The following is a 20,448-nucleotide window of genomic DNA, read 5'->3' on the forward strand; positions in this document are numbered from 1 at the left end:
GCTACTCGTCCTCCTCGGGCAGCGGCAGGGTGGCGCTCCTCGTCACGGAACCGAATCCGTCCCAGAAGGGGACGACGGACGGGATCCGTACGGTCACCGTCGCCGTGAACTCACCGGATCCCTCGGACGGGCTGATGCGGCTGCGTTCGCCGATCCAACCGCTCATCGCGGCCCGGCCCGCCCTCTGCGGGTCGAGTGTCGCCTCGTCGAGCGTGCCGGCACGCGCGGCTGCCCGCGCGCCGGTGCCCGCCTGCTGTGCGGCGTACGCGACGATGCCGAGCTGGATGCCGGCGAGGGCGACGAGCAGCAGGATCGGCAGGAAGCCGAGGTACTCGACGGCGACCTGTCCCCGGTCGCGTGGCTTCCTCATGGCCGGGCCCTCTCTTCCTTCACGGCTCCGGCCTCGGCGGGCACGGTGAAGGGGAAGTCGATCGCGCCGGGGAAGAGGACCGGGACCTTCAGCTCCACCCTCGCCTGGGCCAGGTCTCCCGACGAGGTACAGCTCACCCGCGCCGACCACGCCTCGCCCACATGCCGCTTCCCGGCCCCGGCGTAGTCGCCGTCCACGGCACAGACCCGGGCCGCCTCGTCCGCCGCGTTGCCCGCCAGCGTGAAGGTGTAGCCGACCAGGACGCACTGCCAGAGCAGGACGAGCGTGAGCAGGATGAGCGGGACCATGCCGAGGAACTCGACGGCCACCTGCCCCCTGTCGTCCCGCGGTGTACGCCCGGAAACCGGCATGGCTCAGCGCCCGCCCTTGCCGCGGGTCAGCCGCGCGAGCTGCTTCCCCGTACCGACCGCGACCGCGCCCTGTCCGCCGCGCCCGCCCTGCCCGGCCCGGCCGCCGTGACCGTCCTGACCGGGCGTGCCGACGAGTCCCAGCTCGCCGGCCAGCGACCAGAGGGCCTGCTTCACGCTGGACCGGGCGTCGAGTTCGTGCATGCGGCCGGCGTCGACGACGCCTTGCAGCTCCTTGAAGTTGGCGGGGACCACGACGCCCGCGATCCGGGTCCCGGTGATCTTCTGGATGAGGGCGGGCTGGATCTCGGTGGCCCGTGTGTACCGGTTCACCAGGAGGGTGCTCTCCTCCGCCTTGCGGATCTGGAGGCGGTCCCACATCCGTACCGTCCGCTTCGCCGCCCGCACCGCGACCACGTCGGGTGTGGTGACCAGGAGCGCCGTGTCGGCCATCTCGACGGCCGCCGCGTTGGCGCCGTCGAGGTACGTGCCGCAGTCGACGATGACGACGTCGTAGCGGGAGCGCAGGGCGCTGACGATCTGGCGGGCGGAGCGGTCGGCGACGTCCTCGGCGCGTTCGCCCTCCGCGGGGGCGAGGAGCAGGGCGATGCCCGTCTCGTGGACGTACAGGGCGTCCTGGAGGACGCGGGGCGCGATGTCGTCGACGGCCGCGAGGTCGGCGACCGAGCGGCGGAACTGGACGTCGAGGTACGAGGCGATGTCGCCGCCCTGGAGGTCCATGTCGACGAGGGCCACGTTGCGGCCGGAGGCCCGGGAGGCGAGGGCGAGCTGGACGGCGGTGATGGTGGTGCCGACGCCGCCCTTGGCGCCGCTGACGGTGACGACCGTGCCGCCGGGGCCGGTGAGGACGTCGGCGCCGCCGCCGAGGTGGCGGCGGACCCCGACGGACCACTGGGCGGCGGCCTGGACGCGGCTGGCGAGCTCCTCGTACCCGAGCGGGAGGGTGACGAGGCCGCGGGCGCCGGAGTCCATGGCGGCGGAGAAGAGCACCGGGCTCGCGTCGGCGGTGATGAGGACGACGCCGACGGCGGGGAAGCGGAGGGCTACCTCGCGGACCAGTTCGAGTGCGGGGACCGGGCCGATCCGTTCGTGGACCAGGACGACTTCGGGGAGTTCGGCGACGGACTCGGCGGCCAGCCGGGCGAGGGTGTCGACGAGCTGGGTGGAGTCGGCGACGGGCGGGGCGGGTTCGGCGTCGGGGAGCTGGCTGAGCAGGCTGGTGACGGTCCGGGCCGCGTCGGGGTCGGCGACGGCCGGCAGGATCCTGGTGGTCATACCGGCCTCACTTGTCCTTGTCGAGCGTGTAGGTGCGGTCGCCGGGGGCGAGGGTGGGCTCGCTGCCGGGCGCCACGAGGGCGAGCCGGACGTGTTCGGCGAAGGACTCGGCGTAGGCGACGCGCTGGGTGTCGATCGTGGAGAGCGCGAAGGTGATGGGGACGGCCTCGGTGGGGCGGCTGCTCCGGTCGGTGCGGTCGGAGATGGGGGTGAGTTCGCCGATGTCGAGGACGCGGGCGTTGCTCACGATGACCTTGGACTGGGCGGCCTGGCCGCCCTTCTCGCCGGCGAACGTGGCGTAGATGTTGACCGTGGCACCGGGAGTGATCTTGCCGGCGACTCCCGTGGCGGCGTCGATCATGATGGCGATCTCCTGCTGGCCGGGCTGGAGCGCGGGGCGCGGGACGATCATGTCGGACTGGAGGATCGAGCCGGATTCGAGGGTGGTGACGGCGATCTTCCCGTCGATCTGGTCGAGGTCGGTGACGGCGGTGTCCGAGAGCCAGCGTTTCGGCATCGAGATCTTCTCGAACTGCCCGGCGTTCAGCGGCGTGTAGGGCTTCACCTTGCCCTTGATCCGATACGCCGTCACCTCGGGTCCGACCTTGGAGTTCACGTCGTCGATCACCGAGAGGACACCGGCGAAGGCAGCGAGGGCGCACAGGACGGACAGCAGCAGGAGGATGACGCCACGACGCTGGCGGGAGTTCATTGCCGGACAACCTCGATCGGGGGTACGTGTGGCTCAGCGGACGGGGGACGTGAGCGCCCGGGGCGCTCGGGACGACCGGAGCGCCCGCGGTTCCGCCGCGGCGGGGGGCGGTCCGGAGGCGCGGGATCCGGCGACGGCTCCGGCGGGCGGCACGGTGGCGGTCAGCGGGGCGCAGCAGAAGGCGCAGCGGTCGCCGATGAGTTCCATCCCGCACCAGTGGCAGGACTCCCGCCGTACGGAGGAGACCAGCCGGTGGAGGACGGCGATGTCCGGCAGGTACGCGGCGAACTCCACTAGTTTTCCCGTCCCCCACCAGCCGGGCGACTCGGCGGGCAGCGGCGCCTCGTGCACCGCCTGGACCTGCCAGCGCGGGGCGAGGGTGCCGGTGGGCCAGTCGGTCTGCAGCTGGCCTCTGGCCAGGAGGAGCTGGGTGGCGAACTCGGGTCCCGCGGGTGGTTCGACGCCCGGTCCGACGCGGACGAGCTGGGGTGCGGGTCCGGCCAGTACGGCGAACTGGGCGCCGGGAAGCCAGCCCTTGAGGTGGGACTTCAGGCCGACGGGTACGCGGTCGAGCTTGGCGACCGAGCCGAGGACGGCCCCGGCGTAGATGTAGTGGGCGAGGAGCCGGGCCGCCGAGGCGACGACACCGGGGCTGAAGTCGCAGACGGAGAGCTGGCGCAGCTGCCGGGCGAGGACGGCGACGCCGAGGGGTGGCAGGTCCGTCTTGACCAGGGCGATCCGGTCGCTCTCCAGGAGGGCGCGGCCGGCGTGCAGTCGCTGTTCGGCCGTCTTCGGCAGGGAGGTCGGGCAGACCACGACGACGTGACCGTAGCGGTCGAGGAGGAGTTGGAGGTCGGCGACGGCGGAGGCGAGCGGTCGGGTCTCGAGTGCGGGCAGGACGGCGGCGGTGGGTGTCTGCTGGTCGGTCGGTGGCAGCACCAGATCGGCGCTGGTGACCGCGATCGCTGTCGGCACGTCGGGCTCCCCGTCCCCATGTCCCCATGACTCACTGCGTTCACCGCGTCACTGCACGGCGGTGCCTCTGCACTTTATCCACGTCCCGCGGGGTGGTGAACACACAATCCGCCAAGCACAAAGAGAAATCTGGGCCCGAACGGGTCTTGCGAGGGACTTGACACTGGGCCCTTCATGGGCCCTCGCGTGGGCCCCGCGTGGGCCCCCGCATGGGTCCGCGCGTGGGCCCGCACGGGTCCGCGCCCGCGCCTCACGCAGGCCCCACCCAAGCCCCCGCCCAGGCCCTGCGGCAGTGCGCGCCAGGCCCTCACGCCCGGCCCCCGTCAACTCCCCCTCCCCGCCAGAGGTCTTGACAAGTCGATTGGTCTGGACCAGCTTGTTCCCCCAAGCGGTGGCCACCGTTCCCGACCCCTCCCACACTCCCCCACCGGAGGCAGCAAAGTGGACCGCACCACCACACGCTCGCGCAGATGGATCGGCAGCGCCCTCGCGCTCGCCGTCGGCTCCGGGCTCGTTCTCGTCGGCGGCGCGGGCACCGCCCAGGCCGCGGACGTCAACGTGGCCAAGAACGCGGGCTTCGAGTCCGGCACCGCCAACTGGACCTGTACCGCGGGAAGCGGCGCCGCGGTCTCCTCGCCGGTACGGACCGGGGCGGGCGCCCTCAAGGCGACCCCGGCCGGCCAGGACAACGCCCGCTGCAGCCAGGTCGTCACCGTCAAGCCCAACTCCACGTACACCCTGAGCGCCTGGGTCCAGGGCGGGTACGCCTACCTCGGCGCGAGCGGGACCGGGACCACGGACGTCTCCACCTGGACCCCCGACAGCTCCTCCTGGAAGCAGCTGACCACCAGCTTCACCACCGGTGCGAGCACCACCTCGGTGACCGTCTACACCCACGGCTGGTACGGCCAGGCCGCCTACCACGTCGACGACGTCTCCGTCTTCGGCCCCGACGGGGGCGGCGGCACCGACCCCGACCCGGTCGTCCCGTCGACCCCGGCCGGCCTCGCCGCGGGCACGGTCACCTCGTCCTCGGTCGCGCTGAGCTGGAACGCCGTCTCCGGCGCCACCGGCTACAAGGTCTACCGTGACGGCGCGCTCGCGCAGACCGTCTCCGGCACCTCGGCCACCGTGACGGGCCTCGCCGCCAACACCTCGTACCAGTTCCAGGTCTCCGCCACCAACGCGGCGGGCGAGTCGGCCAGGTCCACAGCCGTCTCGGCCCGCACCGGCACCACCAACCCGGGCCCCGGCCCGTCCGTCCCCAAGCACGCGCTGACCGGCTACTGGCAGAACTTCAACAACGGCGCCACCGTCCAGAAGCTGCGGGACGTGCAGGCGCAGTACGACATCATCGCCGTCTCCTTCGCCGACTCCACGACCACGCCCGGCCAGATCGTCTTCAACCTCGACCCGGCCGTCGGCTACGCCTCCGTCGCCGACTTCAAGGCCGACGTCGCGGCCAAGAAGGCGGCCGGCAAGTCGGTCATCATCTCGGTCGGCGGCGAGAAGGGGAACGTCACGATCAACAGTGACGCCTCCGCCACCGCCTTCGCGAACAGCGCGTACGCCCTGATGCAGGAGTACGGCTTCAACGGGGTCGACATCGACCTGGAGCACGGCATCAACTCCACGTACCTGACGAAGGCGCTGCGCCAGCTCTCCGCCAAGGCCGGTTCGTCGATGGTGCTGACGATGGCCCCGCAGACCATCGACATGCAGAACACGGGCACCGAGTACTTCAAGACCGCGCTGGCCGTGAAGGACATCCTCACGGTCGTCAACATGCAGTACTACAACAGCGGTTCGATGCTCGGCTGCGACGGCAAGGTGTACAGCCAGGGTTCGGTGGACTTCCTCACCGCGCTCGCCTGCATCCAGCTCCAGGGCGGCCTCGACGCCTCCCAGGTCGGACTCGGCGTGCCGGCCTCGACCCGTGGCGCGGGCAGCGGCTACGTCGACCCGTCGATCGTGAGGAACGCGCTCGACTGCCTGGCACGCGGCACCAACTGCGGTTCGTTCAAGCCCTCGCAGACCTGGCCCAACCTGCGCGGTGCGATGACCTGGTCGACCAACTGGGACGCGACGGCCGGCAACGCCTGGTCCAACGCGGTCGGACCGCACGTGCACAACCTCCCGTAGCGGGGACATCGCGTACGTGCAGCGCCGCCGCTCCCCCGGCGGCGCTGTCCGCGCGTGCACACCCCTCTCACCAGGGCAGTTCGCCCGCCAGGGGCCCACTCACCAGGGCAGTTCGCGCACCTGCTGGACGCAGAGCACGACGAAGAGCAGCCCGGCCGCCGCGAGCATCGTGTTGCTCAGCGGCCCGTTGCGCCATTCGGCGGGGGTACGGGAGGAGTTCAGGAGGCGGATCAGGGTCAGCGCCAGGAACGGCATGAAGAACGCGCCGATCACGCCGTACACGATGACGAGCCCGAACGGCTGGTCGAGGAAGAGCAGTGCGATCGGCGGGAAGGTGAGCCAGAGGAGGTACGCGCGGAACGGCAGCGACTTGTCGCGTTCCGTGCCGGCGGGGACGAGGGCGGGCCGGTAGTGCGCCACGAAGTCGGCGAACATCAGGCTGACGCCGTGCCAGACCCCGATGAGCGAGGTGAAGGAGGTGGCGAAGAAGCCGACCAGGAAGAGCTTCGCGGTGGCGTTCCCGTACCGCTCGGACAGGACGCCGCTGAGGTCGAGGAGCCCCTTGTCCCCCTTGGCGATCGCGATGCCGGAGGAGTGCAGCAGCTCGGCGCCGACGAAGAGCATCGCGACGACGAAGATGCCGGTGGTGACGTAGGCGACGCGGTTGTCGAGCCGCATCACCTTCATCCAGCCGCTGTCCCGCCAGCCCTTGGCGTTGATCCAGTAGCCGTACGCCGCCAGGGTGATGGTGCCGCCGACGCCGCCGACCAGGCCGAGGGTGTAGACGAGGGAGCCGGCGGGGAGGACCGGGACGAGTCCGGCGACGGCGTCGCCGAGGTGGGGCGTGACGCGCACGGCCAGATAGACGGTGACGACGAACATCACGCCGACCAGGACGGTCATGACCTTCTCGAAGACGGCGTACCGGTTGAACCAGACGAAGACGAGGCCGACCAGACCGCACAGCACCGCCCAGGCCTTGAGGTCCATGAGGCCGGGGAAGAGCGCGCCGAGCGGCAGGGCGCTGGAGGACATCGCGGCCGCTCCGTAGACGAAGCCCCAGACGACGACGTAGCCGACGAAGTAGACGGTGGTCCACGAGCCGAGGCTGCGCCAGCCGTCGAAGAGGGTGCGGCCGGTGGCCAGGTGCCAGCGGCCCGCGGCCTCGGCGAGGGAGATCTTGACGAGGCAGCCGATGACGGCGGCCCAGAGCAGTGTGTAGCCGAACTTCGAGCCCGCGACCAGGGTCGCGACCAGGTCTCCGGCGCCGACGCCGGTGGCCGCGACCACGATGCCGGGGCCGATGGACCGCCACGCGGCCTTGCGCGGGCGGGCGACCGTGTCACCGGTGCCCTCCTCCCGAGCGATCTCCGCCATGTCCGACCGCCTTTCACCCGTCCTGTGTGATCTGCTGGTTGGCCCAGGTCACCAAAGCGGGTGCGACGCGGCAGCACAAGAGGGCATGGCCGAACTCCCTCTTGACCAGTTCATGTCAGCGCCGGACGATGTGCCCTGACACCCGCACAGCCTGTCGCACACCCCCACACTCCCCACCCAGGAGACAGCATGCGACTTCGAACCCGCGGAAGAAGGTCCGCCACCCTCGCGGCCCTTCTGGCGCTCGCCCTCGCGGCGCCTCTCTCCGCCGGCGCGTACCAGGCCGGAGCCGACTCGGAACCGACCGCCGCCACCGAGGAAGTGATCCGCCAGTACGAGATCCACGGCCCGTCCACGGTCGCCGAACGCACCGCGCTCGCCGCGACCGGCGTCTCGATCGACGAGGCGGACGACCACAGCGTCGTCGTCAGCGCCAACTCCGCCCAGCTGCGCAAGCTCCGCGCGCTCGGCCACCGCCCGGAGGCGCTGCCCGCGCCGCCGGACCGGTCGGTCAAGGGCATGGCCGTCGAGCCCTTCGACTTCCCCTCCGCCGACTCGAAGTACCACAACTTCGCGGAGATGAACGCGGAGATCGACCAGCGCCTCACCCAGTACCCGAACATCATGAACAAGCGGGTCATCGGAAAGACGTACCAGGGCCGGGACATCGTCGCCATCAAGATCAGCGACAACGTCGGCACGGACGAGGCCGAGCCCGAGGTGCTCTTCACCCACCACCAGCACGCCCGTGAGCATCTGACCGTCGAGATGGCGCTCTACCTGCTGCGCGAGCTCGGCGCGGGCTACGGCTCCGACAGCCGTGTCACGAACATGGTGAACAACCGCGAGATCTGGATCGTGCCGGACCTCAACCCGGACGGCGGCGAGTACGACATCGCCTCCGGTTCCTACCGCAGCTGGCGCAAGAACCGGCAGCCCAACTCCGGCTCGTCCTACGTCGGTACGGACATGAACCGGAACTGGGACTACAAGTGGGGCTGCTGCGGAGGCTCCTCCGGCTCCAAGAGCTCCGAGACCTACCGGGGCACAGCCCCCGAGTCGGCCCCCGAGGTGAAGGTCGTCGCCGACTTCGTCCGGTCGCGCGTGGTGGGCGGCAAGCAGCAGATCAGGGCGGCGATCGACTTCCACACGTACAGCGAGCTGGTGCTCTGGCCCTACGGCTGGACCACCGCGAACACCGCGCCGGGCCTGACCCAGGACGACCGCGACGCGTTCGCGACCGTCGGCCAGAAGATGGCGGCCAGCAACGGCTACACCCCCGAGCAGTCCAGCGACCTGTACATCACGGACGGGTCGATCGACGACTACCTCTGGGGCGCGCACAAGATCTTCGGCTACACCTTCGAGATGTATCCGGCCTCGTCCTGGAACGGCGGCTTCTACCCGCCCGACGAGGTGATCGAACGCGAGACCAGCCGCAACAGGGACGCCGTCCTCCAGCTCCTGGAGAACGCGGACTGCATGTACCGCTCGATCGGCAAGCAGGCGCAGTACTGCACGAGCTGACGGTACGGGCCGCCGGCGCGAGCTGACGGTACGGGAAGGGCGCCCCGGGACTCCGGGGCGCCCTTCCCTCGTTTCCGCGCGGAGCCCTAGACCGCCAGGCTCAGGGCGGCCGCGACCGCGAAGCCGGCCAGCGAGAGGACGGACTCCAGGACGGTCCAGGACTTCAGGGTGTCCCGCTCCGAGATGCCGAAGTACTTGGACACGATCCAGAAGCCGCCGTCGTTGACGTGCGAGGCGAAGATCGAGCCCGCCGAGATGGCCATGATGACCAGGGCCAGGAACGCCTGCGAGTGGTCGCCGCCCTCGACCAGGGGCAGCACGATGCCGGCGGTCGTGACGATGGCGACCGTAGCCGAGCCCTGCGCGACGCGCAGGACGAGCGAGATCAGGTAGGCGAGGACGATCACCGGCAGGCCGACGTCGTTGAAGGTGTCGGAGAGCGCCTGTGCGACACCGCTCGCCTTGAGGACCGCGCCGAAGACACCGCCGGCGCCGACCACGAGCAGGATGTTGCCGACCGGCTTCAGCGAGGACGTGGACACCTGCTCCAGGGACTTGCGGGACCAGCCGCGCCGGATGCCGAGCAGGTAGTACGCGAGGAGGAGCGCGATCGTCAGGGCGACGAACGGGTTGCCGAAGAACTCGATCACGGAGCGGGCGGTCGACTCGTCCAGGGCGATGGAGGAGAAGGTCGCGGCGAGGATGAGGACCAGCGGCGTACCGATGATGAGGAGCACGGTGGCGAGGGAGACGGGCGCCTCGGAGGCACCGTCCTTGCGCTCGGCGGCGACCTGGGCCTTGGCGTCCTCCGCGGCCTCGACCATGTCCTGCGGGACCTCGACGAAGATGCGCTTGCCGATCCAGGCGGCGTAGGCCCAGGCGGCGAGGACGGCGGGGATGCCGACGACGATGCCCATCAGGATGACCCAGCCGAGCGAGACGTGGAGGAGTCCGGCGGCCGCGACGGGACCGGGGTGCGGCGGCAGGAAGGCGTGGGTCATGGAGAGACCCGCGAGGAGCGGCATGCAGTAGAGCAGAATCGATTTTCCGGACCGCTTGGCGGCCGCGTAGACGATCGGCGCGAGGACGAAGATGCCGACGTCGAAGAAGACCGGGATGCCGAAGATCAGCCCGGTGAGGCCCATCGCCAGCGGCGCCCGCTTCTCGCCGAAGAGGCCGAGGAGGCGGGAGGACAGCACCTCGGCGCCGCCGGAGACCTCGAGGATCGCGCCCAGCATGGTGCCGAGGCCGATGATGATCGCGACATGGCCGAGGATGCCGCCCATGCCGGTCTCGATGACGGACGTGGCGGCGGACCTCTGGACCGTGCCGAAGAGTTCGGTGACGGAGAGACCGGCGGCGAGGCCGACGCTGATGGAGACGGCGAGCAGGGCGACGAACGGCTGCAGCCTGACCTTGATGATCAGGACGAGGAGGAGGGCGATACCGAGGGCGGCGACGGTGAGCAGTCCGGCGGTACCCGGTATCAGCATCAGCAGACCACCCGTGTGGGGTGGGGTCTCGGCGGCGGGAGGTGCGGCGGCGAGCAGCAAGGGGGGCCTCGTTTTTGGGTAGGGGGGAGCGCGGCACGGCGTCCCGGGGCGGACGCCGTGCCGTGGAGCGGCGGTTTCAGGAAGATCAGTCCAGGTCAGCCGAGGACCGCGAGGGCGTCGATCTCGATGAGGAGGCCCTTGGGGAGGCCGACGTAGACCGTCGTACGGGCCGAGGCGGGCGCCTTGAGGCCCTGCTCCTCGAAGTACGCGTTGTAGATCTCGTTCATCTCGGCGAAGTGGTCGACGTCGGTGAGGTAGACGCGCATCATCATCACGTCGTCCCAGCTCGCGCCGCCCTCCTCCAGGATCGCCTTGACGTTGGCGAAGGTCTGGAGGGTCTGCTCGCGCAGGGTGGGGCCGGCCGGGGTGGGTGCCTTGCCCTCCTCGGCGGGCAGGAAGCCGACCTGGCCGGCGACCTGGAGGATGTTGCTCTTCTTGACGCCGTGCGAGAACTTCGCGGGCGGGGCGGTGTGGGTGGCGGGGGTCAGGGCGATCTTCTCGGTCATGTCCGGTCCTTGGTAGGGGTGTTGCCTGAGTAGTCCCGGCTGATGGCGTCGGCGGTGCGGCGCACCAGCGGGAGCAGGGTGAGGAGTTCCTCGGCCGTCACGACCACATTGGGCGCCGAGACCGACATGGCGGCGACGACGCGGCCGTCGGCGCCGCGGATGGGGGCGCCGATGCAGTTGATGGACTCCTCGTGGCCACCGAGGTCGGTGGCCCAGCCCTGTTCGCGTACGGTCGCAAGCTCCTTGAGGAAGGCGGCCGCGTTGGGGGTCGAACGGGGCGTGTACATGGGGTAGTCGAGCTTTCCGGCGACGGCGCGCCGCTCGGGCTCGGGGAGGTCGGCGAGCAGCAGTTTGGCGACGGCGGCGACGGTGATCGCGACGGGCTTGCCGATGCGGGAGTACATCCGGACGGGGTAGCGGCTCTCGACCTTGTCGATGTATAGGACCTCGCTCTCCTCGTACACGGCGAGGTGGACGGTGTGTCCGATCTGCTCGTTGAGCGCGGTGAGGTGGGGGTGCGCGATCTCCCGGATGTCGAGGTTCTCGACGGCCTCCTGCGCGAGGGCGAAGAGGCGGGCGCCGAGGCGGTAGCGCTGGTCCTGCTGGCGGTAGACGAGCCCGTGCTCGTGCAGGGTGCGGAGCAGCCGGAGCGCGGTGGACTTGTGCACCCCGAGCCGGTCGGCGACCTGTCCGAGGTCGGCGGGCCCCTGGGCGAGCAGCGGCAGGATGCTGAGCGCGCGGTCGACGGTCTGGCTCATGGCGTACGTACCTCCTGGTCCTCCCCGGTCCAGCCGGGGCCGAGGTGCAGTCTCCCCCAGCCCTCGTCGTCGAGGGCGACGAGACGGTCGGCGTGTGCGGTACGGGCGGGGGCGCCCAGGTCCCCGGGGACGGTGAGCGCGGCGGCGGCCATCAGGTGCCCGTGCCGGATCCGTTCCCGAACGGGCAGCCCCCGAAGGGTTCCGGAGAGGAACCCTGCGGCGAAGGCGTCACCGGCACCGACGGCCGCGACGACGTCGACGCGGGGGGCGGGGACGGTGGTGACGGCGTCGCTTCCAGCCCCGCCGGAGTTGACGGCGCGGGGATCGAACCCGGCCTCGCCGACGTGTGAGGCGCGGGGGTCCGGGGGTGGGGCTCCCTGTTCGGCGCGGCGCTCGAACACGACCGCACCCGCCGCACCCCGCTTCACCACGAGAACCTCCGGCTCCGGCAGCGCGGCCCGCACCGCGGCCGCCCCGCACACCCCCCACGCCTCCTCCGCCTCGTCCTCCCCCACGAACACCACGGACGCGCCCCGCGCCAGCTCGAGCAGCACCCGGCCGCCGACCGACGCGTCGCGCCACAGTCCCGCGCGGAAGTTCACGTCGAACGAGACGACCGGCCGGCCTGCCCGTGGCGCGGTCAGCGAGCGCATCAGGCCCAGGCAGTCGTCCGACAGCGCGGCCGTGATGCCCGACAGGTGCAGCACCCGTCCGTCCGCGACGGAGTCGTACGGCACGGTCGCCGGCGACATCGCCGACGCCGCGGACCCCGCCCGGTAGTACGCGACCTCGTGCCCGGCCGTCGCCCGGTCCGTGGCGGTACGGAAGTAGATCCCGGTGGGCCGCACGGCGTCCCGTCCCACCGCCGACACGTCGACCCCGTACGCCCCGATCGCCTCCACCAGGTGGTCGCCGAAGCCGTCCGCGCCCACCCGGCTCACCCACTTCGCGCGGTGCCCGGCCGCGGCCAGCGCGCAGGCCACGTTGGACTCGGCGCCGCCTATGGTGCGGGCGAAGGAGGGGGCGTCGGCGAGGCGGCCCGGCCGGGAGGGCAGAAAGGTGACCATGGACTCGCCGAGGCAGACGACGTCCACGGGCGGCGCGTCCACGGGCGGGGCTCCGGTCACGTGCGGACTCCTCGTCGGTCGTACGGGTCCATTGACCCGGCGTTGGCCCGGATGTTAGACAGCCTCAAGCGATATGCGCAATGACCGTTGCACATCGTGCAACACCTCGACGAGGAGGACTCCATGCCCGCCGACCGGCCCACCCCTCAGCTGGCCAACGAGCGTGTCGACCACCGCTTCAAGGCCCTGCCCCCGGACGCCGAAGGCATGACCGTCGGCGAGCTGGCCGCCCAGCGCCGCAACCTCTTCACGGGCGGCTTCACCACCCCCGTCCTCGCCCTCTCCGCCGAGTCCGTCGAGCACAACCTCCGCCTCCTGGAGACGTACGCCGAACGCCACGGCCTCGCCTTCGCCCCGCACGGCAAGACCTCGATGGCTCCGCAGCTCTTCGACCGCCAGCTGGAGCACGGCGCCTGGGGCATCACCGCCGCCGTCCCGCACCAGGCCCGCGTCTACCGCGCCCACGGCATCGCACGGATCTTCCTCGCCAACGAACTCGTCGACGCCCCCGCCCTCCGCTGGCTGGCCTCCGAGCTCGACACGGACCCCGACTTCCGCTTCGTCTGTTACGTCGACTCCGTGCGCGGCGTGGAGCTGATGGACGAGGCGCTCACCGAGGCGGGCGCCCGCCGGCCCGTGGACGTCGTCGTCGAGCTCGGCGGCGGCGAGGGAGCCCGTACCGGAGCCCGTACGGAGGCCGACTGCACCGCCGTCGCCGACGCCGTCGCCACGACCACGACCCTGCGCCTGGTCGGCGTGGCGGGCTACGAGGGCGAGGTCCCGCGGGCGGACACCGACCGCGTCCACGCCTGGCTGCGCCGACTGACCGCCATCGCCGTGGAGTTCGACAAGGCCGGCCGCTTCTCCCCGGAGATCGAGGAGATCGTGATCAGCGCGGGCGGCAGCGCCTGGTTCGACGCGGTCGCCGACGTCTTCGCGGAGATCCCCGGACTCTCCCTCCCGGTACTGAAGTTGCTCCGATCGGGCGCCTACGTCTCGCACGACTCCGGCCACTACCGCGAGCTCACCCCGTTCAACCGGGTCCCCGACGAGGGCGCGCTCCAGCCCGCGTTCCGGCTCTGGGCGCAGGTCGTCTCCCGCCCGACGCCCGAGCAGGCGTTCACCAACGCGGGCAAGCGCGACGCCGCGTACGACCTCCACCTCCCCGAGGCGCAGGTCGTCCGCGACGCCCGCACGGGCGCGGTCCGCCCCGCCGACGGCATCGCGGTCACCGGCCTGTCCGACCAGCACGGCTGGGTACGGACGGAACCGGGCGCCGAGATCGAGGTGGGCGACTGGCTGGGCATGGGCCTGTCCCATCCCTGTACGTCCTTCGACAAGTGGCAGCTGATCCCGCTGGTCGAGGCGGACGGCACGGTCGTCGACTACATCCGTACCTTCTTCTAGAGGAGCCGGCCACCATGGACCTGGTCATCCGCGACGTGGACGTCATCGACGGCTCGGGCGGGGACTCGTACCGCGCCGACGTCGCCGTCGACGGCGGCCGGATCGCCGCCATCGTCAAGGAGGCCGCGGCGGCGGGCTGCCAGCGCCCCACCGCCCGGCGCGTCCTGGACGCCGAGGGCCTCGCCCTGTCCCCCGGCTTCATCGACATGCACGCCCACAGCGACCTCGCGCTGCTCCGCGACCCGGAGCACACCGCGAAGGCCGCGCAGGGCGTGACCCTCGAAGTCCTGGGCCAGGACGGGCTGTCGTACGCCCCGGTCGACGACCGCACGCTCGCGGAGGTCCGCCGGTCGATCACGGGCTGGAACGGCGACGGCTCCGACATCGACTTCGACTGGCGCACGGTCGGCGAGTACCTGGACCGTCTCGACCGCGGGATCGCGGTGAACGCGGCGTATCTGATCCCCCAGGGGACGGTACGCATGTACGCGGTCGGCTGGGACGACCGCCCGGCGACCGAGGCCGAGACGGACCGGATGCGGCAGCTCGTCGCGGAGGGCATGGAGCAGGGCGCGGTGGGCATGTCCTCGGGCCTGACCTACACCCCCGGCATGTACGCGCCCGATTCCGAACTCACGGAACTGTGCAAGGTCGTGGCGGCGTACGGCGGCTACTACTGCCCGCACCACCGCTCGTACGGCGCCGGTGCGCTCCAGGCGTACGAGGAGATGGTCGCCCTCACCCGGGACGCGGGCTGCGCGCTGCACCTGGCGCACGCGACGATGAACTTCGGCGTGAACAAGGGCAGGGCGCAGGACCTCCTGGCTCTCCTCGACGAGGCGCTGGAGCGGGGCTCCGACATCACTCTCGACACGTACCCGTACACGCCCGGCTGCACGACTCTCGTGGCGATGCTGCCGAGCTGGGCGAGCGAGGGCGGCCCGGAGGCGGTCCTGGCGCGGCTCCGGGACGCGGAGACCTCGGAACGCATCCGCCACCACCTGGAGGAGCTCGGCTCGGACGGCTGCCACGGGGTGCCGATCGAGTGGGACACGATCGAGATCTCCGGGGTGAGCGACCCGGCTCTGGCGCACTGCGTGGGCAGGACGATCGCCCGATCCGCCGAGATGCGCGGCGAGGCGCCGTGGGTGACGGCCCGCCGTCTGCTGATCGAGGACCGGCTCGGCTCGACGATCCTCCAGCACGTCGGGCACGAGGAGAACGTCCGCACGATCATGCGCCACCGGGTCCACACGGGCGGTTCGGACGGCATCCTCCAGGGCCTCAAGCCGCACCCGCGGGCGTACGGGACGTTCCCGGAGTACCTCGGGAAGTACGCGCGGGACGAGGGCGTCCTGTCGCTGGAGGAGTGCGTGGCGCACCTGACGTCCCGCCCGGCAGCCCGGCTCCGCCTCCCGGACCGCGGCCTGGTCCGCGAGGGCTACGTGGCGGACCTGGTCCTCTTCGACCCGGCAACGGTCGCGGCCGGCTCGACGTACGCGGCCCCCCGCACCCTCCCGGTGGGCATACCGCACGTGCTGATCGGCGGAGAGTTCGTGATCGAGGACGGCAGGCGGACCGATGTCCTGGCCGGCCGGGCCGTCAGGAGGCAGCCGTGACGTGACGGGTGTCCGGTGCGCGGCCGCGTCACCGGCCGATTCCGGTGAGCCCGTCGCCGAGCACGTCGGCGCCCAGGAGGAGCAGCACGATCACCATGATCACGGTGCTGTTGGCGACCATGAACCTCCGAACACCGTCCAGGAGCGCCCCCGCTCGCCGGCCGCCGACGAGCTCGACGGCGACGGCCCCGAGGACGGAGCAGGAACCGAGGAGCACGAAGACGGCGACGGCCACCACGAGATCGACCTCGTGGGGGCCCGCTTCGACGACCGCCGTGGCGGCCGACGCCGTCAGGACGAAGTTCTTGGGGTTGGCGCCCGACAGAAGCGCGCCTAGAAGCAATGACCGCCCTGCCGTCACGCCGTCCAGCCGTGCCATCCATCGCGGCTCCTCGACATCGTCACCCGCCCTCGGCCGCAGCCACCACTTGCGCACCCCGAGGGCGATCATTGCGGCTCCGGCGACCACCCGGCCCCAGTCCGCGACCGAGGAGGAGGTGCTGTCGGGTTCGTCGGCCGCGCCGAACAGCACCACGACCACGGTGGCGACGACCGCGAGTCCGGCGACCCAGCCGAAGGCGAACAGCGTGCCGTTGCGGCGTCCGTGCCGGCCGGTCAGGATCAGTACGACGGCGATCAGCGGGAAGGGGCTGAGCGCGACGGCGAGTGCGGCGGGCAGCAGGGCCCCGATCGCCTGAAGCAGCACGGTACGGCCTCCCTCCCGCACGTCGGCCGCTCCGAGGTGCCCCGCCGGGAACGCTATCGAGCGGCCACCCGTCGAGCGCCCGTCCCCGCGCCGTCCGAACGGGTCACAGCCTGGTGCCCCCCGCGCCGCCGGCGGCCTCCCGCGCGCCGTCTACGACGGCTTGGCGGCCTGGTCGTCCTGCGCCGTCCGACGCGCCGGGACCGACGGCGCGATCCCTTCGGCGGGCCCTGCCCACGATTCCCGCCGCGCCCACACGAGTCCCAGGGCGAGCACCACGCCCGCCGCCACGAAGCCGTACCACGGCGTGGCCCCGGAGGGCGCGGTCTCGTAAGCGAGCGCCGCCGACACGACGGCGAGCACCTGTCCCACCCGGGTACGCCAGGCCGGCGTCGCGGCCACCACGACGACGCCCCACAGCAGGTACCAGGGCTGCACCATCGGCGAGAGCGCCACAAGGGCCACCAGCGACAGCCCGAGCCCGGGCACCGGATCGATCCGCCCCTTCCACGCCCGCCATGCCAGCGTCAGGATGATCGCCACGGCCGCCAGCAGCCCGAGCTTCTGGACCACGCCCTTCACCGGATCGGGGTCGTCCGCCAGGAGCAGCCCGAGGCCCAGCCCCACGTCGCTGGTCAGCGACAGCGCGGTGTGGATCGCCCCGGCGACGCTCTGCGTGCGCAGCCAGCCGAACCCGGTCCCGGCCGCCACCGTCGCGCCCACGGCGACCGCGCCCGCCACGAGCCCCGGCAGTACGAGCCCCTTCGCCACGCCCCGTACGCCACCGTCGCGCCGCGCGATCATCACCCCGACGAAGAGCAACGCGACCGCCGCCGGCGACTTGATCATCATGGCGAGTCCGACGAGTACGCAGCCGAGCACCCACCGCCCCCGCTGCGCCAGCAGCACCCCGCCGAGCATGAGCCCGATCATCAGGCCGTCGTTGTGCATCCCGCCGGCGACGTGGATGAGGAGCAGCGGGTTGAGCGCGGCCAGCCAGAGCGCACCGCCGCCGCCCCCCAGCCCCCGAACGGCCCAGACGATGAGCGCGAGCGCGCCGAGGGCGATCAGTCGCATGCCGAGCACGGCCGGCACGATCTCGCCGCCGGTCAGCTGGACGACCGCCCGGGCGAGGACGAGGAAGACGGGTCCGTACGGCGCCGGGGTGTCCGTCCAGTTCCCGCCGACGCTCGCCGCCGCGTCCGCCCCGAGGTCGCCGGGGCCGAGGACCGACGGCCCCGCCCCGTACACGTCGTACCCCTCCAGGACCATGGCGCCCTGCGCGATGTAGCTGTAGACGTCGGCGCTGTACAGCGGTGGCGCGAGCACCAGCGGCGCGGTCCACCACGTGAGCGTGGAGAGGACCCGCTCCCTGGCGTCCCGTAGGCCACGGGCCAGCAGGACCCCGTACCGCCACCAGGCCACGACGAGCAGCGTCAGGCCGAGGTACGCGAGGAGGGCGCCGGCCACGGCCGGTACGGACCCCCGGGCCGTCCACACCCCCCACGGCTCACGCGCCGGGAGCGTGCCGGCCGCATAGCCGCCCACGGTGACGGCGAGCGCGCCGAACGCCCCCAGCCACCGGCAACCGGTGACACTCCCCGCACGGCTCCACCACGCCACGGCGTCCTGCCTCACTTCGGCCGCTTCGACTGCCCGGGGGCCGATCCCGACTTCCCGGGCCTGTCGCTCGTGGCACCGTCGACCGAGCCGTCCGAGGACGCGTCGTCCGTCGCGGTGGGACGCGTGGTCGCCGTGGCGGAGGCGTTCGCCTGCACGGACGTCGACGGGGAGGCGGACGCGGACCGGGGCGCGGAGGTCGAGGACGGCGCCGACGTGCCGCTCGTACCCGACCCGTCGTCGCCCGAGGGATCGGCCTGGATCAGCGACGGCATTCCCGGCCGCCCGTCGTCCCCCGCCGGCGCCCCGCCGGTCTGCCCCGGCCGGAACGCTCCGGAGAGGACGGCGGCCAGCAGCCCGAGGCCGACGACACCGGCACCCGCCAGCAGGCGGCGCCCGCCCCGGGCCCGCCGCTTCGTGGCATGACGGCGGCGGCTCCGGGGGGCGGCGGCGAGGTCGTCCTGGTGGCTCATGGCCGCGCATTCTACGGAGCGGGCGCCGCGCGCCGGCGCGCGAGGTCACCCCCCTGCCCCGCCCAGACGGCCCTCCGTTCTGCCCGACGTGTCCCAAAACACGAGGCGTCCCGCGCCGCACCGCCGTAAGCTCTCGACATGCAGGTGATCCAGTCCACGAAGCTCGCCAACGTCTGTTACGAAATCCGGGGTCCGGTGCTCGAAGAGGCGATGCGGCTTGAGGCCGCGGGTCATCGCATCCTCAAGCTCAACACCGGAAACCCGGCCGCCTTCGGGTTCGAGTGCCCGCCGGCGATCCTCGAGGACGTGCTGCGCAACCTCGCCGACGCACACGGTTACGGCGACGCGAAGGGCCTGCTGTCCGCCCGCCGCGCGGTGATGAGCCACTACGAGACCAAGGGCATCCCGCTCTCCGTCGAGGACATCTACCTCGGCAACGGTGTCTCCGAGCTGATCCAGATGTCGATGCAGGCGCTGCTCGACGACGGCGACGAGGTGCTCGTCCCCGCCCCGGACTATCCGCTGTGGACCGCCTCGGTCTCCCTGGCCGGCGGTACGGCCGTGCACTACCGCTGCGACGAGCAGGCGGACTGGATGCCGGACCTCGCCGACATCGAGCGGAAGATCACCGACCGCACCAAGGCGATCGTGATCATCAACCCGAACAACCCCACGGGCGCCGTCTACGACGACGAGATGCTGCGCTCCCTCACGGAGATCGCCCGCCGCCACAACCTGGTCGTCTGCTCGGACGAGATCTACGACAAGATCCTCTACGACGGCACCACACACACCCCCACCGCCGCGATCGCCCCCGATCTCCTCGTCCTGACGTTCAACGGGATGAGCAAGAACTACCGGGTGGCCGGCTTCCGCTCCGGCTGGCTCGCGGTCTGCGGCCCCAAGGCCCACGCCACCTCGTACATCGAGGGCCTCACGATCCTCGCCAACATGCGGCTGTGCGCCAACATGCCGGCGCAGCACGCGGTGGCCGCCGCCCTGCAGGGCCGGCAGTCGATCGAGGACCTGGTGCTGCCGGGCGGGCGGCTCCTGGAGCAGCGTGACGTGGCGTACGACCTGCTGACGCAGATCCCGGGCGTGACCTGTGTGAAGCCGAAGGGCGCGCTGTACCTCTTCCCGCGGCTCGACCCGAGCGTCTACAAGGTCAAGGACGACCGCAAGATGGTCCTCGACCTGCTGCGGGCCGAGAAGATCATGGTGGTCCACGGGACCGGCTTCAACTGGCACGAGCCGGACCACTTCCGGATCGTGACGCTGCCGAACGCCGGCGACCTGGCGGACGCGGTGACCCGGATCGGCACCTTCCTGGACGGATACAGCCAGCACTGACCTGCCACGCCTCGGGTGCGGCGGGTGCTGCCCAGGGCCTCACTCTCGGACCGCACTCAACTTTAGATTGAATCCAAGCTAGGATGGATCCAGAGATACCTCAGGAGGCCGTCCCATGTACGAACCGATCCGCACGAAGTCGGTCCACCGGATGGCCGACGACGACCAGGACGCGTACCCGCACCGCTCCCGCGAGGAGGAGCTGGACATCCAGCTCGCCGGACACCTCGCCGCCCTCCTCGCCGTCACGGACGAGCTGGGCGACACGGAGGCCGGTGACCTCATCGCCCGGCAGGTCGCGCGGCTGCGCGGCGCGCCGCCGGCCCGGCACGCGGGCCTGAGCGGCTCGAACACGCCGTCGCTCCACCGGCGCGCCCACGCCCTCGCGGGCCGCGCCCTGGTCGTCGCCGCCTCCCGGGCCGACACGGCCGCCGCGATCCTCGCCGCCGAGCGCATGGACGCGCACACCGCGGCGCTGGCCTCGTCCGAGCTGGTCAGCGCCCCCTGACGGCCCCGGGCCGCGTGCCGGGGAGGCGCGCGGCCCGGGTGCCACCTCCCCCGCGAC

At 71.8% G+C, this 20,448-nt stretch carries 19 protein-coding genes; 6 read left to right on the plus strand and 13 right to left on the minus strand.

Annotated features, from left to right (window positions below):
* Position 1: 1 nt before the first annotated feature.
* From ACZ3OF_RS11180 to ACZ3OF_RS11200, 5 genes are read right to left on the minus strand one after another with little or no spacing between them, the layout of a single operon-like run.
* The gene (locus ACZ3OF_RS11180) at positions 2-370 is read right to left on the minus strand and encodes a TadE family protein (RefSeq protein ID WP_467304141.1); all 369 of its coding nucleotides are present in this window, start codon (positions 368-370) and stop codon (positions 2-4) included.
* On the minus strand, positions 367-699 hold the full coding sequence (locus ACZ3OF_RS11185) for a TadE/TadG family type IV pilus assembly protein (protein ID WP_361668138.1): 333 nt from the start codon (positions 697-699) through the stop codon (positions 367-369). The genes ACZ3OF_RS11180 and ACZ3OF_RS11185 overlap by 4 nt, the downstream gene beginning before the upstream one ends.
* A gap of 45 nt (positions 700-744) precedes the next feature.
* Positions 745-2,034, minus strand: coding sequence for an AAA family ATPase (locus tag ACZ3OF_RS11190; RefSeq protein WP_467304143.1), 1,290 nt, complete (start codon positions 2,032-2,034; stop codon positions 745-747).
* A gap of 7 nt (positions 2,035-2,041) precedes the next feature.
* Positions 2,042-2,746: a Flp pilus assembly protein CpaB gene (gene cpaB, locus ACZ3OF_RS11195; RefSeq protein ID WP_361668132.1), complete on the minus strand. Its 705-nt coding sequence runs from the start codon at positions 2,744-2,746 to the stop codon at positions 2,042-2,044.
* Between the two features lie 33 nt (positions 2,747-2,779).
* Positions 2,780-3,721, minus strand: a complete 942-nt coding sequence (locus tag ACZ3OF_RS11200) for a hypothetical protein (RefSeq protein WP_361668129.1) — start codon at positions 3,719-3,721, stop codon at positions 2,780-2,782.
* 441 nt (positions 3,722-4,162) lie between these two features.
* Between ACZ3OF_RS11200 and ACZ3OF_RS11205 the strand changes: the two genes are divergently transcribed.
* Entirely contained in the window at positions 4,163-5,863 is a 1,701-nt protein-coding gene (locus tag ACZ3OF_RS11205; protein ID WP_467304145.1) for a chitinase, read from the plus strand.
* Positions 5,864-5,962: 99 nt separating this feature from the next.
* Here the strand turns inward: ACZ3OF_RS11205 and ACZ3OF_RS11210 are convergent, their stop codons facing one another.
* Complete coding sequence (locus ACZ3OF_RS11210; RefSeq protein WP_467304147.1) at positions 5,963-7,240, minus strand: Nramp family divalent metal transporter; 1,278 nt, start codon at positions 7,238-7,240, stop codon at positions 5,963-5,965.
* A 189-nt stretch (positions 7,241-7,429) separates the two neighbouring features.
* Between ACZ3OF_RS11210 and ACZ3OF_RS11215 the strand changes: the two genes are divergently transcribed.
* Positions 7,430-8,767 carry a M14 family metallopeptidase gene (locus tag ACZ3OF_RS11215; protein ID WP_361668120.1) on the plus strand — a complete coding sequence of 446 codons (1,338 nt, stop codon included), beginning with the start codon at positions 7,430-7,432 and terminating at the stop codon, positions 8,765-8,767.
* An 86-nt stretch (positions 8,768-8,853) separates the two neighbouring features.
* On the opposite strand, the gene ACZ3OF_RS11220 is transcribed toward ACZ3OF_RS11215, so the two are convergent.
* The 4 genes from ACZ3OF_RS11220 to ACZ3OF_RS11235 form a co-directional block, all read right to left on the minus strand.
* Positions 8,854-10,320 (minus strand): GntP family permease, encoded by a 1,467-nt coding sequence (locus ACZ3OF_RS11220; protein WP_361668117.1) that lies wholly within the window; start codon positions 10,318-10,320, stop codon positions 8,854-8,856.
* Positions 10,321-10,415: 95 nt separating this feature from the next.
* The gene (locus ACZ3OF_RS11225; protein WP_467304151.1) at positions 10,416-10,826 is read right to left on the minus strand and encodes a RidA family protein; all 411 of its coding nucleotides are present in this window, start codon (positions 10,824-10,826) and stop codon (positions 10,416-10,418) included.
* Positions 10,823-11,584 (minus strand): IclR family transcriptional regulator, encoded by a 762-nt coding sequence (locus tag ACZ3OF_RS11230; protein WP_361668112.1) that lies wholly within the window; start codon positions 11,582-11,584, stop codon positions 10,823-10,825. Before ACZ3OF_RS11230 ends, ACZ3OF_RS11225 begins: the two co-directional genes overlap by 4 nt.
* Positions 11,581-12,651 carry a sugar kinase gene (locus ACZ3OF_RS11235; RefSeq protein ID WP_467304448.1) on the minus strand — a complete coding sequence of 357 codons (1,071 nt, stop codon included), beginning with the start codon at positions 12,649-12,651 and terminating at the stop codon, positions 11,581-11,583. The genes ACZ3OF_RS11230 and ACZ3OF_RS11235 overlap by 4 nt, the downstream gene beginning before the upstream one ends.
* A gap of 183 nt (positions 12,652-12,834) precedes the next feature.
* Between ACZ3OF_RS11235 and ACZ3OF_RS11240 the strand changes: the two genes are divergently transcribed.
* Positions 12,835-14,118: an amino acid deaminase gene (locus ACZ3OF_RS11240; protein ID WP_361668783.1), complete on the plus strand. Its 1,284-nt coding sequence runs from the start codon at positions 12,835-12,837 to the stop codon at positions 14,116-14,118.
* A 14-nt stretch (positions 14,119-14,132) separates the two neighbouring features.
* Positions 14,133-15,737, plus strand: coding sequence for an N-acyl-D-amino-acid deacylase family protein (locus ACZ3OF_RS11245; protein WP_361668107.1), 1,605 nt, complete (start codon positions 14,133-14,135; stop codon positions 15,735-15,737).
* 28 nt (positions 15,738-15,765) lie between these two features.
* On the opposite strand, the gene ACZ3OF_RS11250 is transcribed toward ACZ3OF_RS11245, so the two are convergent.
* The 3 genes from ACZ3OF_RS11250 to ACZ3OF_RS11260 form a co-directional block, all read right to left on the minus strand.
* Positions 15,766-16,443, minus strand: coding sequence for a GAP family protein (locus ACZ3OF_RS11250; RefSeq protein ID WP_467304154.1), 678 nt, complete (start codon positions 16,441-16,443; stop codon positions 15,766-15,768).
* Positions 16,444-16,593: 150 nt separating this feature from the next.
* Positions 16,594-18,078, minus strand: a complete 1,485-nt coding sequence (gene mptB / locus ACZ3OF_RS11255) for a polyprenol phosphomannose-dependent alpha 1,6 mannosyltransferase MptB (RefSeq protein WP_467304155.1) — start codon at positions 18,076-18,078, stop codon at positions 16,594-16,596.
* On the minus strand, positions 18,075-18,533 hold the full coding sequence (locus tag ACZ3OF_RS11260; RefSeq protein WP_361668104.1) for a hypothetical protein: 459 nt from the start codon (positions 18,531-18,533) through the stop codon (positions 18,075-18,077). The genes mptB and ACZ3OF_RS11260 overlap by 4 nt, the downstream gene beginning before the upstream one ends.
* Positions 18,534-18,671: 138 nt before the next feature.
* Here ACZ3OF_RS11260 and ACZ3OF_RS11265 point away from each other — a divergent pair, with 138 nt between their 5' ends.
* Complete coding sequence (locus ACZ3OF_RS11265) at positions 18,672-19,883, plus strand: pyridoxal phosphate-dependent aminotransferase (RefSeq protein WP_361668102.1); 1,212 nt, start codon at positions 18,672-18,674, stop codon at positions 19,881-19,883.
* Between the two features lie 115 nt (positions 19,884-19,998).
* Positions 19,999-20,391, plus strand: coding sequence for an SCO4983 family protein (locus ACZ3OF_RS11270; RefSeq protein WP_467304158.1), 393 nt, complete (start codon positions 19,999-20,001; stop codon positions 20,389-20,391).
* Positions 20,392-20,448 lie beyond the last annotated feature (57 nt).

This window comes from Streptomyces sp. NPDC022552, from assembly GCF_055561875.1.

Excerpts from the sequence above, each read along its gene's own strand:
- ACZ3OF_RS11180 (WP_467304141.1), bottom strand. The coding sequence starts at position 370 with ATGAGGAAGCCACGCGACCGGGGACAGGTCGCCGTCGAGTACCTCGGC.
- ACZ3OF_RS11190 (WP_467304143.1), bottom strand. The coding sequence starts at position 2,034 with ATGACCACCAGGATCCTGCCGGCCGTCGCCGACCCCGACGCGGCCCGG.
- cpaB (WP_361668132.1), bottom strand. The coding sequence starts at position 2,746 with ATGAACTCCCGCCAGCGTCGTGGCGTCATCCTCCTGCTGCTGTCCGTC.
- ACZ3OF_RS11210 (WP_467304147.1), bottom strand. The coding sequence starts at position 7,240 with ATGGCGGAGATCGCTCGGGAGGAGGGCACCGGTGACACGGTCGCCCGC.
- ACZ3OF_RS11215 (WP_361668120.1), top strand. The coding sequence starts at position 7,430 with ATGCGACTTCGAACCCGCGGAAGAAGGTCCGCCACCCTCGCGGCCCTT.
- ACZ3OF_RS11225 (WP_467304151.1), bottom strand. The coding sequence starts at position 10,826 with ATGACCGAGAAGATCGCCCTGACCCCCGCCACCCACACCGCCCCGCCC.
- ACZ3OF_RS11230 (WP_361668112.1), bottom strand. The coding sequence starts at position 11,584 with ATGAGCCAGACCGTCGACCGCGCGCTCAGCATCCTGCCGCTGCTCGCC.
- ACZ3OF_RS11235 (WP_467304448.1), bottom strand. The coding sequence starts at position 12,651 with ATGGTCACCTTTCTGCCCTCCCGGCCGGGCCGCCTCGCCGACGCCCCC.
- ACZ3OF_RS11240 (WP_361668783.1), top strand. The coding sequence starts at position 12,835 with ATGCCCGCCGACCGGCCCACCCCTCAGCTGGCCAACGAGCGTGTCGAC.
- ACZ3OF_RS11245 (WP_361668107.1), top strand. The coding sequence starts at position 14,133 with ATGGACCTGGTCATCCGCGACGTGGACGTCATCGACGGCTCGGGCGGG.
- ACZ3OF_RS11260 (WP_361668104.1), bottom strand. The coding sequence starts at position 18,533 with ATGAGCCACCAGGACGACCTCGCCGCCGCCCCCCGGAGCCGCCGCCGT.
- ACZ3OF_RS11265 (WP_361668102.1), top strand. The coding sequence starts at position 18,672 with ATGCAGGTGATCCAGTCCACGAAGCTCGCCAACGTCTGTTACGAAATC.
- ACZ3OF_RS11270 (WP_467304158.1), top strand. The coding sequence starts at position 19,999 with ATGTACGAACCGATCCGCACGAAGTCGGTCCACCGGATGGCCGACGAC.